Below are 13,033 nucleotides of genomic sequence, written 5' to 3' on the forward strand. Positions count from 1 at the left end.
CGTCAACGGTCGGATTCCGTTACGGCGGCGGGAAATTCACGTCCGTCCGGGGCAGCAACGCCTGGGCGGCCTTCAGCACATGACGGGCAACTGTGGCCGAATCCGCGCTGGCCAGTGGCTCTCTGCGGTGCACAGTGCGCAGCAGGCCGATCCCGAGCAACCAGGCCAGCAGCAGATCGGCGCACAGCTCGCTATCGGGGTCGTCGCCGAGCGAGGACATCGCGCGGACGTACTCGTCACCCAGCTCACGGCGAATCGCCGAGGCCCCTTCGTCGTGTCCACTCGAACGCAGCGCGGCCTGCAACCAATGTTCCTGCGCCACCGAACCACTCGGCTCGAGTATTCCGACCAGCAGCCTGCTCAGCAGCCCTTCGACCGGCCCCTCCGCCAGCCTGCGCCGCCCCTGGTCCGCGATCGCCGCCCGGAACAGCTCGTCCTTGTTGCCGAAATACCGGAACAGCAACGCCTGATTCACCCCGGCCCGGGTCGCGATGTCGCGCACCGTCGCCCGCTCGTAGCCGCGCTCGGCGAACAGCTCCTGCGCCGCCGCCAGAATCGCGGCGCTGGTGGCCGCCGAATCCCGTTTGCGGCTGACCGTTTCGTTCTCGCTGGACATGCATCCTCCGGTTGCCGAATCTCCGGGAGAGCAGCGTAAAGCAGGCAACCGATCCTTCGCTGACATCAGCCGCGGCGGACGAGCGAATGGGCCGCGACTGACGCTAAGGATTGTCTACTTTGCCCGTTTTGGCGAGGTCAGGGGTTACGCACCCCGAGCGCACCGGCCAGCAGCGGCCAGGAATCGTGCAGGTCCGTTTCGAACTGCCCCCAGGTATGCGCGCCCTCGGGCCGGTTGACGTGTACCGCGGGCAATCCGAGCTGATCGAGCCGGTCGGCGAAGGCGGCCGTGCACGCGCTGGCGATGGCTTCGATCGGCGGAAAGCCCAGTCCGCCTTCGTCGATCGCGCCGGGCGTGCCGGTCGCGGCGGACAGATAGATCGTTTTCCCGGCCAGCACAGCGGCATTGGCGAACGCGTCGTGCGCTCGCCAGATCGTGTCGCCCGGCGCACCCCACATGTTCGCGGTGTTGCCACCGCCGCGCACGACCTGGGCGCTGACCATCGCCACTCCGAGAGCGTCTGCGGTCCAAGGACATCCGCTGTACGCGGCGACGGCGCTGTACACATCGGGCGCTTGGATCGCGAGGTCGACCGCGGACCCCGCGCTCATCGACACCCCGGCGATGGCGTTGCGTCCGGTGCTGCCGAGCTGTGCGTCGAGCACGCCGGGGAGTTCACGGGTGAGGTAGGTCAGCCAGCGGTTGCGGCCGACCACCGGGTCGTCGGCGAGCCAGTCGGTGTACAGGCTGTACGCGCCGCCTACCGGCATCACCACGTTGACGTGCTTGTCCGCGAAGAACTCCCGGACATCGGTGTCGTCCCACCAGGAGATGCCGTCGGTCCCGCCGCCGATCCCGGTGAGCAGATACAGCGTGGGCGCCGGGCCGCCCGCGGCGCGAATCACCCGGTTGGTCACCACCCGATCCATCGCGGGCGAGTAGACGTCCATCCGTGCGACCGACCCGCCCAGCGAGGCCTCTTCGACCAACCGCGCCCCGGACGGGGCCGCCGCGGCCGAGCCGACGGACAGGGCCGAAACCATCAACACACCGACCAGCGAAACCAAAAACCTTGAAGCCGCCACTATTCCGTTATACCGCCGCAGGGCCGGCCCAAAACCCGAAGGGAAAGACCAAGATTCGGGTCTTGACAACACGCCGAGATGTCTATTCGAGTGACATTCCAGCCCGAGGACCAGCGTCGATGCCGCCGAACGCGTACCGGGACAACACTATCGGAGCGGTTCGTGCCAGGCGATCGGAAACCGCGGCACGGCGGGCTGATTCAACGATGCCGGGAACGTCCAGCGAACCTCCAGCATGCGAATGATGATCCGCGACAAGGAGCAAGCCCGTCACCGAACCGCCTCGCAGCACGGTCCGCCCTACGCCGACGCATCGTGACCCACCCCGGACCCCCCAGTGCCAAATTGGATCGTGCCCAATTTCTGGCAGAAAATCCGACCAAGCTGGACACTCAGGAAATCAGCGCGTATAAGCAGTCCGAAACCCGCATCGGCCGCCAAATTTCCCACCCGAAATTTCGCCGGCGTCGCTCGAGGTTGAACCGAAGCCGAACTAAACCCCCGATTTCGGTGAACAAATCACACTCAATGCCGCAACCCTGCCGCGTACGTCCGGATTCCGCGGCGCGCCGAACGATCAACCCAGGTTGTCGGCCGAGCCGCTCAGCTGCGCCCACCCACAATCCGCCGGAAAAAGGTAGGCTGACGCGGCGCTAGTGCTGTCGGCAGTAGGTTGGCCGAGCAGTGAGCGGAGAATGCTTTTGCACACATTCCGCTCGCCCGCGTTAACCATGCGGCCAGCGCGCATGGAATGCTGTCCACTGAGTCCGTAATTTTGCAACATTTCTGTGGACTGAAACATCACTGAGTACAAGGAGAAAATATGACACAGGGCGTCGTCAAGTGGTTCAACGCGGAGAAGGGGTTCGGCTTCATCGCGCAGGACGGCGGCGGTCCCGACGTCTTCGTCCACTACTCGGCTCTCGGCGGGTCCGGGTTCAAGTCCCTCGATGAGGGACAGCGTGTGGAGTTCGAGGTCGGCCAGGGCCAGAAGGGTCCGCAGGCCACGGACGTCCGCGCCATCTGATCAGGCCGGATTGACGCTCCTCCCACTTTTCGGGTGGGAGGGGCACACCTGCACGATTCTTCACATGCCGCGGTCGATCATGTCCAGCATCCGCTGTCCCATGGCGTCGAGCTGATCGTCCGGCATCGTTCGCAACGGCCCGTCGATGGCCAGGAACGCCAGCCCGTGCACGGCCGACCAGGCCAGATACTCTGCGCCGGGTCTGCGTGCCACCGGCAAACTCCCCGTAGCGACCATCTCGTCGAGCGCGTCTCCGAGAAGTTCGATACTGGATCGGCCGGTCGGCCCCGCCGCATCCGGTGAGTCCGTTGCGGTGTCGTCCCGCCCGATCGTGAACGCGGTGCGGAACAGCCCGGGTTCGGTCCGGGCGAACCTCAGATAGCCGAGGCCGACGCCGCGGAACCGCTGTCGCGCCGCCACCGCGGGATCATTGCTCAGCGTCAGGCCTTCCTGCTCGGCCGCCATCACGGTCGCCAGCTGCGCCAGCACCGCGCTCGCCACCGCGGTGACCAGCGCGTGGCGGTCGGCGAAATAGGTGTACGCGGCGTTCGGCGCGACGCCGGCCTGCCGAGCCGCCTCGCGCAGCACGATCGCGTCCGGGCCGCCGCCTGCCCGCGCCAGTCGCAGCCCGGCCTCGATCAGCGCGGGCTTCAGCGCGCCGTGCCGGTAGGTCTTGCGACGCGCGGCCTGCGGACCAGTCATGGCACCTCTCTTTGTGATTCGCCTCACATCATCTGTACGGCATCCAGATACCGATCTACGTTCTGTACGCCGTTCAGATTAGTGGAACGGACACATCTAACCGAGGACGACCCATGGACCCCATCAAGCTGTTCACCGCGATCGCGCTGATCTCCCTGCCCACCGTGATGTTCGGCGGTGTCATGGCCTTGCGCCTGCTCGCCGCCCAGAAGCTGACCGAGTACCAGCGCACCTACTTCCGAGCCGGGCACGCGCACGCGGGCGTGCTGCTGGTGATGACCTTGGCGACGCTCGCGATCCTGGCGGACACCGGCTTCGGCGACGGCGTGCTGTGGGTGGTGTGCAGCTTGCTCGCGGTCGGTGTGATCGCGCAGTCCGGCGGCATGTTCCTGAATCTGGCGATCGGCAAGCCGGGCAAATGGTCGGCCGCGAATACGTTGAGCGCGTTCGGTGGCGTGCTGCTTGCCATCGCGATGCTCACCACCGCGTACGGCGTGCTCGCCTGAGTTGTCTCGACGGTCAGATCGCCAGCGGCAGCAGGAGATCCGCGGATTCGAGGTCCAGCAGCGCGCGTTTGGCCGGCAGCCCGCCCGCGTAGCCGGTGAGCGCGCCGTCCGCGCCGACGACCCGGTGGCACGGAAGCAGGATCAGTAGCGGGTTGCGGGCCAGTGCGCCGCCGACCTTGCGCGCGTCCTCGCGTCCGCGGCCGAGTGCGCGGGTGAGCGCACCGTAGGTGGTCGTGTGGCCGTATCCGGTTGTGGCTTCGAGGGTTTCCAAGACCTGCCGGTCGAAGCCGCTGAGCGCGGATCGGTCCATCGGCACGGTGAATTCCTGACGGGTGCCCGCCAGGTACCCGTCGATCTGGGCGATCGCGGTGACGAGATATTCGAGGGCGCAAGAGTTCTCGGCAGTCGGCGGGGTGGGCGCGTCCTGAGTGAAGACGACGCGGGTGACGCCCAGGGCGCTTGCTTCGACGCGGAGGTTGCCGAGAGGCGAGGCGTGAACTGTGCGGGCTGTCGAGGTCTGCATGGTGTGCTCCTATTCGGCGTTCTTGTCATCTGGTAGACGCCAGCCGGGGCAGAAACGTGAGATCAGTTGTGCCGTGCTGCTTTCCACACCGCGTACTGCTCCGGCAGGCAGACCGCGCACGGCCGGTAGCCCGCGCTGATCGCGGTGGGCTCATCGGCGAAGAACACGCGGTGGGCGCGATAGGCGCCACGGGACAGCGCGCGCAGCGCGGACGGACAGTCCAGACGGCCGTAGATTCTGCCGCGCCGATGGCCGCCGTACGCTCCCGGAGTCGGGCTGAGATACGGGCGGCCATCGGCGTCGAGCAGGGTGTACATCTGGTTATTGGGCGTCATGCAGGACTAGACCGAGGGTGTGGCGGATGCCGCCACGAATTCGGCTGACGCCGTGGCGAATCGGCGCGCGTGACCAGCCGCGGCTCGACGGGGTCGGCCGGTCGCGAGTGGTGAAGATCAAGCCGTGTCCCTGCTCCAGCACGGTGACAGTGGCTTTCGACTGCGCGCGTGGGCGTTGCTCGACGAGGGTGAACTCCCCGCCGGTGTGGTCTATCCCCGGACGGTTCAGCCCGATCACCACCTGCAACGGGAACACCAGGTCGCCGTAGAGGTCGCGGTGCAGGGCGTTCCAGTCACCTTCGGTGTAGCGCAGCAGGATCGGCGTCGGCTTGGACTGTCCCGCGGCATGGCAGGCGTCGAGCCAGTCGCCGAAATCGTCGGGCCACGGTGCCGGATCGCCGAGCCGCTCGGCCCAGGAACGCGCCACCGGCAACAACTTTCGGTAGAACGCCGCACGCATCGCCATGATCGGCTCGGGCACCGGATCGGCGAAGTAGCGATAGGTGCCCTGCCCGAATCGGTAGCGCGCCATGTCGATGGTGGAGCGGAATCTCGCCAGGTCGTCCCACATTTCGGTGAACTCGGCGCATTCGTCGGGAGTCACCAGCGGGCCGGTCTGGGCGCAACCGTAGGCGTCGATCTCCTCGATCAACTCCGGCCAGGGCTGCGCGGCGACTCGATCGGTCAGCGGGGCAAGAGTTTCGGTGTTCTGCATACCGCCTCCAAGTCAGCGGGGTTGTCGATGCCGCGCTAACCATCCATCTGTGTGATCACTGGATAGTAAGCGCTGCACCAGATTTCAGTTCGGTCGAGCCGATGAATGGACGGCGCTCACGCGGCTTCCAGGGTCAGCAGGGTGTTCTTGGCGTCGATGCCGCCCACGTACTGACCGATCGAGCCGTCGCTGCGGACCACTCGATGGCACGGAATCACCACGGGCAGTGGGTTGTGCGCGCAGGCCGAGCCGACGGCGCGTACCGCCCGCGGGTTGCCGACGGCGGCGGCGACGGTGGCATAGCTTTCGCGGTGCCCGTAACCGATGTCGATCAGATGCTCGATCACCTGACGACGGAAGCCACCGGTCAGTTGCAGGTCCAGGGGCAGGTCGAAATGTGTTCGGGCACCGGCGAAGTACTCGTCGATCTCGCGGGCCGCGGCATCCAGGCGCGCGGGCGCGGCGAGCACGCGCGGGCTGACCCGCTCGGCGAGGGTGGTCAAAACGGTGTCGTGGTCTTCGTTGGGGTAGGCGACGCGGACCAGGCCGGCCGGGGTGGCCGCGAGCAGCAGCGTGCCGACCGGGGTGTCCATGGTGCGGTAGGCGACGTCGAGCAGGCCCGCGGACTGTGCGTCGGCCGCCAACCGGCGGTGCAGCTCGCTCAGCAGGGCGTTGTCCGGGGTCAGGCCGGCGAACAGGCCGTTCGGGTCGCCACGATCGATGGTGGCCATCATGAGTCATCCTTCGGGTAGAGCTTGCGCAGAGTTTTCAGGCCGTCGGCGGCGGCGCGGCGGGCGGCATCGGTGGAATTGCCCAGCAGCTCGGCGATTTCGGCGTGCGGCAGGCCTGCCAGGTAGTGGTAGGCGACCGCCTGGCGCTGCTTGGTCGGCAACGCCTTCAAGGCGGCCCAGAGGTGCGGGTCGTAGTCGGCGGGGTCGGGCGCCGCGGACGGGCGCTCGGGCAGGGTCTCGGCCGGGACCGGAGCGCGGGTGAGCGCGCGGCCGACGTCGACCGCGCGCCGGTGCGCGATGGTGACCAGCCAGGCCTCGATGTTCGCGTCGGGGTCGAGGTCCGGATAGGCGCGCAGGGCGGACAGGAACGTCTCCGACCACGCGTCGGCCGCGTCCGTCGGACCGAGCACGGCCCGGCAGACCCGCAACACCATCGGGCCGTATTCGGCCACCACTTCCTCGAACGGAGGCAATCTCACACTGGGTAGACGTGCGGGGCCGGGAAAACGTGAGATCCGCTGGTCATCGGGGGGCATCCTCTCGCCGCGAGAGCCCGCTGGCGCGCAGCACGCGGCGGGCGATGCCGGCCCGGATGGACTCGTCGGTGCCGATGACCCGGACGTGGCGGCGGGCGCGGGTGATCGCCGTGTAAAGCAGTTCCCTGGTCAGCAGGGTCGATTCCGGTTCGGGCAGGACCACCGAGACGGTGTCGTACTGGCTGCCCTGGCTGCGGTGGATGGTCATGGCGAACACGGTGACCACGGCCGGGAACTGGGTCGGGTGCACCAGGTACGGCTCGCTGCCGCGTTGCAGGGCGGCGCGCAGCGAACCGTCGGGCATGCGCACCACGACGCCGGTGTCGCCGTTATAGATGCGGGCCTCGTGGTCGTTGGCGGTGACCAGCAGGGGCTGGCCGGGATACCAAGGGGCGGAGTGGGATTCGGGGCCCGCTCCCCCGGCGGCGGCCCACTCGGCGGCCATCCGGTCCCAGCGTTCGACGCCGAACGGGCCCTGGCGGTGTGCGCACAGCAGGCGGTGCGATTCGAGGGCGGTGAGTGCGCCGGCGGCGTCGCCGTCGAGGGCTGCGGAGGTCACCTCGCGGGCGGCGCGTACGACATCCGCACGGACACCGGCCATTTCGTCGGGTGCGCACAGCGACAGTTCGTCGCCGCCCGCGCGGAGCAGGTCGAGGGCGGTGTCGGCGTCGCCGGCCCGGACCGCGACGGCGAGGTCGGCGATCCGGCCGCCGAAGCGGCGGCCACGGGTCAGGCGAACGATGCCGCCGCGCAGGCGAGTTCGTTCGAGGGTGGTCAACGCGGACGAGTTCTGGTCCGGCGCGGCCGATTCCGGTGAATCCGCGCCGAGGATCTCGTCCAGCATCGGATTCGGGGTGCCCGCAACGGGTCCCGCGACGAGGTCGGCGAGCACCGCCCCCGCGTCGACCGAGGCGAGCTGGTCCGGGTCGCCGACCAGGACCAGGCGGGTGTCCGGGCGCAGGGCGGCGAACAGCCTGCTCATCATGGTCAGCGAGACCATGGAGGTTTCGTCGACCACGATCACGTCGTAAGGGAGCCGGTTGAATTCGTGGTACTTGAACCGGGTATTGCGGCCGCGCTGCCAGCCGAGCAGGCGGTGCAGGGTGGCGGCGGTGAGGTCGGGCAGGCCCAGCTCCTCGGCCTGTTCGCGCACGGCCTCTTGCAATCGCGCGGCCGCCTTGCCGGTCGGCGCGGCCAGCGCGATCCGCAGTGCGGGCAGTTTGGGATTGGCTTTGCGGTGCGCGTCGAGCAGGCCGATGATGCGCGCGATGGTGTGCGTCTTGCCGGTGCCGGGGCCGCCGGCGACGACCGTGGTCCAGTGCGTCGCGGCGAGTGCGGCGGCGAGACGCTGGCGGTCGGGGACGCCGCCGGCCGGGGCGTCGAACAGCCGATCCAGTTCGCGGCGAATGATATTCGGGTCGACCACCGGGTGGTGGCCGGACCGCTCGGTGAGGACGCGGCGGACCGTCTGCTCCTGCTGGTAGTACCGGTCCAGGTAGAGCAGCGGGCCGGAGTCGTCGCGGCTGCGCGATTCCACCAGTCGCAACGGTTGCAGCGGACCCGCGGGTCCACCGGTCACCAGCGGGCTGACCCGCAGCGCCGCAACCACTGCATCGATGTCGGGCCACGGCAACGTCGCCGGATCGATCCGCTCACCCGTATCCCAGGTCTCGTCCGCATCGATGCCGATCTCCCGCATCCGATGCAGCTCCAGGCACACCGAACCAGAACGCACCGCCCGCACGGCAAGCGCCGCCGCGAACAACACCGCCTCGGTATCCTCCCGCCCCAAGCGCCCCAACCGAACCGCGACATGCACATCCGCAGCAGACAACACGCCCGCCTCATTGAACGTCCGCAACAGCCCAGTCCCCCGCTGCGCCAACTGAATCGACGTCACGAGACCACCCCGCCGCACCACTCTTGATTCCCCGCACCGAGAATCGCATGCAAATTCCGGTGCGAGAAATCAAAACCCGTGCGCCTGCGCTGCCCACCGGCGCGGCCGAACGATGGCGACCGGAAGCCGCACACCTGCTGACCCGCCGCATACGAAATCGCATGCGAAACCGTGTGCGGGAAAACGGAACCCGTGCGGCTGCGCGATCCACCGGCGCGGCCAAACGACGGCGACCCGAAGACGCACACCCGCTGACCCGCCGCATACGAAATCGCATGCGACACCGTGTGCGGGAAATCGAGAAGTATGCGACTGCGCAGTCCGTCGGTGGCGCCGAACGACGGCGACCGGAAGCCGCACACCTGCTGATTCGCCGCATACGCAATCGCATGCGAAAGCGTGTGCGGGAAGTCGAGGGGTGTGCGGGTGCGGGGGGTCATCGGGGGACCTCTCCGGCGAGGAGGCGGGATATGGCGAGGATCAAGGGGGCGGGTGGGTTCCAGTCGAAAACGCCGTGGCCGGGCGGGGTTTCGGGGCCGATCATGCCGCGGACGAAGAGGTAGCGGGCGCCGCCGAGGTGGTGGACGGGGTCGTAGGCGGGCAGGCGCCAGCGCAGGTAGCGGTGCAGGGCGACCGCGTAGAGGAGGGCCTGGAGGGGGTAGTGGGAGCGGAGCATCTCGGCGGCCATGCGCTCGCGGGTGTAGTGGTCGACGGTGAGGTCGCCGGTGCCGAGGCGGTTGGTCTTGTAGTCGACGATCACGAAACGGGTGTCCGTGCCGGCGGTTACGCGCAGGACGGCGTCGATGCTGCCGGTGAGGTAGCCGCGCAGCGGGATGTCGTCGAGGGTGGCCAGATGGTCGGCGTAGACGAACAGGTCGTCGTCGGGCGACAGGTGGGTGCGTAGCAGATCGGCGATCTGGCGCAGCGTCGCGGTTTCGGCGCTCGGGGAGTCGCCGCCGGCCAGGGGAAGCTCGAATTCCAACTCGTTCAAGCGATCTCGGCTGGAGATGTCGGCGAGCGAGCCGAGACCGAGCGGGGTGCGCAGCGCGGCGAGCACGGCGGTGCCGAGCACGGCGGGGTCGGCTTCGGCCATGAGTTCGTCGACGGCCGCGCGGCAGCGCTGGTCCACCTCGGCGGCGAGATCCGGTGCGTCCGTGTCGATCATCTCGAACACGCCGTGCACAAGGGTGCCGAATTCCGCGCCGTAGGGCAGGGAGTTCATCAGCGACGCCGGGCCGGCGAACACCTCTTCGACCTCGGCGACGACCGGGGTGCTCGGCTCGTCGGCGGGGCCGCGGTTGTCCTCGGGTTCGATCTCCAGCTCGGGGGTGACGGGGCCGTGCGCGGAGGCGGTGAGCGCCGAGTACGAGGTGCGTCGCCAGTGCTGGTCCAGCTTGCGGTCGAAGTGTGCGGCGGCCAGCTCGCCGGTGACGGGTTCGGTGCGCACTCGTTCGATCGAGACGTCGTCGGTGCCGACGACGGCCGTCACCGAGATGGCCTCCGCTGCTCCCCCGGCCCAGGCCGAAAGGAGGCCCGGCGCAACGGCATCCGCGGGCACCGAGGCGCGCGGCGGAACGGTGTCGCCACCGTCCGGACGGCCGAGGATCATCCGATGCAGTGGCGACGCCGCGGTGGTGATCGCCGGAGCCCACCACGCGACGACCTGGCACATGGCGCGGGTCAGCGCGACGTACAGCAGGCGCAGTTCCTCACCGGCCTCTTCGGATTCGCTGCGCAGCTTGCGTTCCGCGTAACCGGAGGCATCCTGCCCGCCGACATCGAGCACGCGCATGTCGTTGTCGTCGTGGAACAGCAACGTCGCCGGGTACGGGTTCTTCGCGTTGTCCCAGGCGAAAGGCAAATAGACGATGGGGAATTCGAGGCCCTTGCTGGCGTGCACGGTGGCGATCTGCACGGCCGCGGCGTCGCGGTCGAGCCTGCGGCTGCGGTCGGCGACGGTGCCCGACGCGGGGTCGCGCACGCGATCGCCGAGCCAGCGGGTCAACGCGGTCAGCCCGAGCGATTCGGTGAGCGAGACCTGGTCGAGCAGCTGGGCGATGTGCCGCAGGTCGGTCAGCTGGCGTTCACCGTTCTCGACGGCGAGCAGCCGATGCGCGAGATCAGCTTCGGCGGAGATCTTTTCGAAGACGGCCGCGAAACCCGCACGGGCGAAGAGCCTTGCCGCATCACGGAGTTGCGCGCTGACCCGGCCGACCAGATCCGCTCCGCCGCTGTCGATCTCGGCGGCGGTGACGCCGATCAGCGGCGTGCAGGCGGCCAACCGGACGCGGTCGCCGCGGTGCGGCTGCTCCAGTGCGCGCAGCAACCAGAGCCAGTCGGTGGCGCTGCTGGTGGCGAACACACTGGTGCCGCCCGCGAGCACCGACGCGACGCCGACGCGATCCAAAGCGGCTCGTACCACATCGATTTGGGATCGCGTCCGCACCAAGACCGCGATATCGCCAGGGCTGATCGGCCTGCGCAAGTCCTCGTCTGAGGACCCGCCGGCACGCCGACGTCCGGCATCGCCTGATGAACCGGTCCCCGCTCCTGATTGATCGACGCCGAGACCCGAGTCCGGCGCCCCGCGCAGTTCCATGGCCGGCTCGATGAACACCTCGCCGAACGCGGGCCCGGCATTTCGCCCGCTCGCAGACGACTTTTGCGCAGCGTGGTTCGGTCGCGCGGTGGTGGTCAGCGAGACGCCGGACTCGAGCAGTCGAACGATGTCGGCGGCCAGGTCGTCGGCGACTTTCGCGCGCATGCGACCGACGGCAGGGAAGCCAGATTTGTTCAAAGGTCCAGCGCCGGTACGGGTCAGGCACCGCATCCGCATCGGCGTGATCAGCTCATCCGCTCCGGACAGGCGCGACCACGGCCGGGTGGCCGCGACCGGGTAGACGGTGATCTCCTTGTGCCCCAACGCCGCACCGCCTTGCAGATGGTCCAGCGCGGCGAGCAGCCCGGCGTCGCTGCGCCAGTTGGTGGTGAGTTCCTTGCGGGTGTCGGCGTGCGCGACCGCGTCCAGGTAGCTGAGCACCTCGGCGCCGCGGAAGGCGTAGATGGCCTGCTTCGGGTCGCCGACCAGCACCAGCGTGGTGTGGCCGTGGAAAGAGCGGCGCAGGATGTCCCATTGCAGCGGGTCGGTGTCCTGGAACTCGTCGACCAGCGCGACGCGGTAGCGCTCGCGGATGCGGCGGCAGGCGCGCGGGCCGTGCTCGTCGTCGGCCAGCACGTCGTGCAGCAGGACGAGCAGGTCGTCGAAGTCGCGGAGCCCGGCCAGGCGCTTGCGGCGTTCGGTTTCCGCGCGCACCGCCGTGGCGAAGGCCACCCGTTCTCCGGCGACCGAGTCGCCCTTCGGCATCAGCACCGCGTGCCGGTCGCGCACGGCGGCCAGCGCCAGGATGTGCGCCTCCTTGACCGAGAACGGCGGTTCGGTACGGGCGTACCGGTTCAGGTAGAGGTCGTCGGCGACCGTGCCGATCAGTTCGTCGACGGTCTCGACCAGGCGCGAACCGGGGTCGTGCTCACCGGCCAGGCCGAGTTCGTCCAGCATCCGCTGGCAGAAGCTGTGCGTGGTCGCGATGGTGCCGGCATCGAAATCCGAAAGGGCCGCGAGCAATCGGGCCCGGCGGCGGCGCACCTCGTCCGGATCCGCCTGTGCGAGATGGCGGATCAGTTCGTCGGCGTGCGCGCGGGCCAGATCGGGATCGGCCAGTCCCGCGGCGACCACCACGAACCGATCTCGGGTGCGCTCGCGCAATTCCTGTGTGGCTGCCCGGCTGAACGTCACCAGCAGCAGCTGCGAGACATCGATCCCGGCCTCGGCCACATACCGCACCGCCAACCCGACGATCGCGTGCGTCTTGCCGGTGCCTGCGCTGGCCTCCAGCACGGTCGTCCCGGTGGGCAGCGGACCGTACGGCTCGAAACTGTCGGCCGCCTCGATCTCGGGCACCACGAACGAGGTGTCTTGCACGGTCACGCGAACACCCGCCTTTCGACCCGCCGAAAGTGCCATTCTGCCGGTCCGACGCACACCCCTGTGCCACCGACACGCGTGACGGTCACCGCACCCGCCACCGAACCACCCCAGGCTCGCCCATAGATACCGGCCCCCAACGCACCCGCCAGCACTCCGACCTGCGACAGGCCATCCCGACACGCCCGGATCGATGCGCATCGTCCGGTCACCATCGCGATTCGCGATTCCGTACCCGCGCTGTCGCCACGATCGACCGCCGGACTCGCGCGGACACAACGATCGGACAACTCACCGCTGCGTTCAGCAAAGCTCAACCCCGCACCCCGGCCGTCACCGAGACGAGCCCCCGCGCTGGCACCATCACCGAGACTC

At 68.7% G+C, this 13,033-nt stretch carries 12 protein-coding genes; 2 read left to right on the forward strand and 10 right to left on the reverse strand.

Annotated features, from left to right (window positions below):
• Positions 1-19: 19 nt before the first annotated feature.
• Together AB0M22_RS24870 and AB0M22_RS24875 are read right to left on the reverse strand one after the other, a co-directional pair.
• Positions 20-616: a TetR family transcriptional regulator gene (locus AB0M22_RS24870; protein WP_364731230.1), complete on the reverse strand. Its 597-nt coding sequence runs from the start codon at positions 614-616 to the stop codon at positions 20-22.
• A 137-nt stretch (positions 617-753) separates the two neighbouring features.
• On the reverse strand, positions 754-1,659 hold the full coding sequence (locus AB0M22_RS24875; RefSeq protein ID WP_364731967.1) for an alpha/beta hydrolase family protein: 906 nt from the start codon (positions 1,657-1,659) through the stop codon (positions 754-756).
• Positions 1,660-2,524: 865 nt separating this feature from the next.
• Between AB0M22_RS24875 and AB0M22_RS24880 the strand changes: the two genes are divergently transcribed.
• Positions 2,525-2,728 carry a cold-shock protein gene (locus AB0M22_RS24880; RefSeq protein WP_069166293.1) on the forward strand — a complete coding sequence of 68 codons (204 nt, stop codon included), beginning with the start codon at positions 2,525-2,527 and terminating at the stop codon, positions 2,726-2,728.
• A 60-nt stretch (positions 2,729-2,788) separates the two neighbouring features.
• Here AB0M22_RS24880 and AB0M22_RS24885 read toward each other — a convergent pair whose 3' ends face one another.
• Positions 2,789-3,430, reverse strand: a complete 642-nt coding sequence (locus AB0M22_RS24885) for a TetR-like C-terminal domain-containing protein (RefSeq protein ID WP_364731234.1) — start codon at positions 3,428-3,430, stop codon at positions 2,789-2,791.
• A gap of 113 nt (positions 3,431-3,543) precedes the next feature.
• Between AB0M22_RS24885 and AB0M22_RS24890 the strand changes: the two genes are divergently transcribed.
• Positions 3,544-3,936, forward strand: a complete 393-nt coding sequence (locus AB0M22_RS24890; RefSeq protein WP_364731237.1) for a hypothetical protein — start codon at positions 3,544-3,546, stop codon at positions 3,934-3,936.
• A 13-nt stretch (positions 3,937-3,949) separates the two neighbouring features.
• On the opposite strand, the gene AB0M22_RS24895 is transcribed toward AB0M22_RS24890, so the two are convergent.
• The 7 genes from AB0M22_RS24895 to AB0M22_RS24925 form a co-directional block, all read right to left on the reverse strand.
• Positions 3,950-4,459: a methylated-DNA--[protein]-cysteine S-methyltransferase gene (locus AB0M22_RS24895; RefSeq protein WP_364731240.1), complete on the reverse strand. Its 510-nt coding sequence runs from the start codon at positions 4,457-4,459 to the stop codon at positions 3,950-3,952.
• Positions 4,460-4,521: 62 nt separating this feature from the next.
• Positions 4,522-4,794, reverse strand: a complete 273-nt coding sequence (locus tag AB0M22_RS24900) for an Ada metal-binding domain-containing protein (RefSeq protein WP_364731243.1) — start codon at positions 4,792-4,794, stop codon at positions 4,522-4,524.
• The gene (locus tag AB0M22_RS24905) at positions 4,781-5,509 is read right to left on the reverse strand and encodes a 2OG-Fe(II) oxygenase (protein WP_364731245.1); all 729 of its coding nucleotides are present in this window, start codon (positions 5,507-5,509) and stop codon (positions 4,781-4,783) included. Before AB0M22_RS24905 ends, AB0M22_RS24900 begins: the two co-directional genes overlap by 14 nt.
• A gap of 116 nt (positions 5,510-5,625) precedes the next feature.
• The gene (locus AB0M22_RS24910) at positions 5,626-6,240 is read right to left on the reverse strand and encodes a methylated-DNA--[protein]-cysteine S-methyltransferase (RefSeq protein WP_364731969.1); all 615 of its coding nucleotides are present in this window, start codon (positions 6,238-6,240) and stop codon (positions 5,626-5,628) included.
• The gene (locus tag AB0M22_RS24915; protein WP_364731972.1) at positions 6,240-6,713 is read right to left on the reverse strand and encodes a sigma-70 family RNA polymerase sigma factor; all 474 of its coding nucleotides are present in this window, start codon (positions 6,711-6,713) and stop codon (positions 6,240-6,242) included. The genes AB0M22_RS24910 and AB0M22_RS24915 overlap by 1 nt, the downstream gene beginning before the upstream one ends.
• 49 nt (positions 6,714-6,762) lie before the next feature.
• The gene (gene recD, locus AB0M22_RS24920; RefSeq protein WP_364731248.1) at positions 6,763-8,676 is read right to left on the reverse strand and encodes an exodeoxyribonuclease V subunit alpha; all 1,914 of its coding nucleotides are present in this window, start codon (positions 8,674-8,676) and stop codon (positions 6,763-6,765) included.
• Positions 8,677-9,112: 436 nt separating this feature from the next.
• Positions 9,113-12,655, reverse strand: coding sequence for a UvrD-helicase domain-containing protein (locus AB0M22_RS24925; protein ID WP_364731975.1), 3,543 nt, complete (start codon positions 12,653-12,655; stop codon positions 9,113-9,115).
• Positions 12,656-13,033 lie beyond the last annotated feature (378 nt).

The organism is Nocardia sp. NPDC051756 (assembly GCF_040681495.1).
In the GTDB taxonomy this organism is placed as follows: domain Bacteria; phylum Actinomycetota; class Actinomycetes; order Mycobacteriales; family Mycobacteriaceae; genus Nocardia.

Excerpts from the sequence above, each read along its gene's own strand:
- AB0M22_RS24870 (WP_364731230.1), bottom strand. The coding sequence starts at position 616 with ATGTCCAGCGAGAACGAAACGGTCAGCCGCAAACGGGATTCGGCGGCC.
- AB0M22_RS24875 (WP_364731967.1), bottom strand. The coding sequence starts at position 1,659 with ATGGTTTCGGCCCTGTCCGTCGGCTCGGCCGCGGCGGCCCCGTCCGGG.
- AB0M22_RS24880 (WP_069166293.1), top strand. The coding sequence starts at position 2,525 with ATGACACAGGGCGTCGTCAAGTGGTTCAACGCGGAGAAGGGGTTCGGC.
- AB0M22_RS24885 (WP_364731234.1), bottom strand. The coding sequence starts at position 3,430 with ATGACTGGTCCGCAGGCCGCGCGTCGCAAGACCTACCGGCACGGCGCG.
- AB0M22_RS24890 (WP_364731237.1), top strand. The coding sequence starts at position 3,544 with ATGGACCCCATCAAGCTGTTCACCGCGATCGCGCTGATCTCCCTGCCC.
- AB0M22_RS24895 (WP_364731240.1), bottom strand. The coding sequence starts at position 4,459 with ATGCAGACCTCGACAGCCCGCACAGTTCACGCCTCGCCTCTCGGCAAC.
- AB0M22_RS24900 (WP_364731243.1), bottom strand. The coding sequence starts at position 4,794 with ATGACGCCCAATAACCAGATGTACACCCTGCTCGACGCCGATGGCCGC.
- AB0M22_RS24905 (WP_364731245.1), bottom strand. The coding sequence starts at position 5,509 with ATGCAGAACACCGAAACTCTTGCCCCGCTGACCGATCGAGTCGCCGCG.
- AB0M22_RS24910 (WP_364731969.1), bottom strand. The coding sequence starts at position 6,240 with ATGGCCACCATCGATCGTGGCGACCCGAACGGCCTGTTCGCCGGCCTG.